Source organism: Cupriavidus sp. DL-D2 (genome assembly GCF_039710735.1).
Lineage (GTDB): Bacteria > Pseudomonadota > Gammaproteobacteria > Burkholderiales > Burkholderiaceae > Cupriavidus.
In genome coordinates, this window is record NZ_JBDKXK010000100.1 from 1 (window position 1) to 535 (window position 535).

General features: G+C 55.0%; 1 tRNA gene. It reads right to left on the reverse strand.

From position 1 onward, the window contains the following. Nucleotides 1-322: 322 nt before the first annotated feature. Nucleotides 323-409, reverse strand: a tRNA-Leu gene (locus tag ABDB81_RS29450). Nucleotides 410-535: the final 126 nt, after the last annotated feature.

Here is a 535-nt window from a genome sequence, read left to right on the forward strand (position 1 = left end):
AGTCTACCTTTTGAGGTGTCCAGGTTTATTGGACCACTACACCCCGCCCCTCTCCCGCTCGCGGGAGAGGGGAGCAAACCATCAGGGCTTGATGTATCGCAGGGACTGCCCTTTCTGGGCCTGCAAATAAAAAAGCCCTGCTCTTGCGAGCAGGGCTTTCAAATATTGGTGCCCAGAAGAGGACTCGGTCACCCATGCGCGACCCCGGGATTGCGCTTGCAAGCGCAATCCGTTCGAGTCCCCCGGGCAGTCCGCAGGGACTGCCCTTTCTGGGCCGTAAACGGAAAAACCCCTGCTCTTGCGAACAGGGGTTTTCTGAATTTGGTGCCCAGAAGAGGACTCGAACCTCCACAGTGTTGCCACCGCTAGGACCTGAACCTAGTGCGTCTACCAATTCCGCCATCTGGGCTTCGTTTCGCTGTATTGCTACGGCGATGCGAAGAACGAGATCTTAAGAAGGATCGTCACATCTGTCAACAGCTTTTTATCCGAGCCTCGACAAATTCCAGAACTCATTGCCGATGTAACCGGAAAT